The sequence below is a fragment of the Anaerophaga thermohalophila DSM 12881 genome (genome assembly GCF_000191885.1).
Taxonomy (GTDB): domain Bacteria; phylum Bacteroidota; class Bacteroidia; order Bacteroidales; family Marinilabiliaceae; genus Anaerophaga; species Anaerophaga thermohalophila.
Map to the genome: position 1 here is coordinate 1 of NZ_AEWI01000166.1, position 281 is coordinate 281.

General features: G+C 52.7%; 1 rRNA gene. It reads left to right on the top strand.

Features of this window, described 5'->3' with window-relative positions:
* Positions 1 to 126: 126 nt before the first annotated feature.
* Positions 127 to 237, top strand: a 5S ribosomal RNA gene (rrf, locus tag ATH1_RS0117445).
* The last annotated feature ends 44 nt before the right edge of the window (positions 238 to 281 follow it).

The window sequence follows — 281 nt, forward strand, 5'->3', positions numbered from 1 at the left end:
AATTGCAAATTGCAAAAGAGTCACACCTCCAATTCCCCTCCTTTGGGAGGGGTAAGGGGAGGCTTCCAATATGTCAACACATCACCTCCATTCCCCCTCCGTGGGAGGGGTTAGGGGAGGCCCCCTTAAGGTGGTTAAAGCAACAGGGTTCCACCTCTTCCCATTCCGAACAGAGAAGTTAAGCCTGTTAGCGCCGATGGTACTGCGTAAAAGCGGGAGAGTAGGTCGCCGCCGACTTTTTAGAAGAAAGCCGTTCCGGAACACCGGAGCGGCTTTTTTTT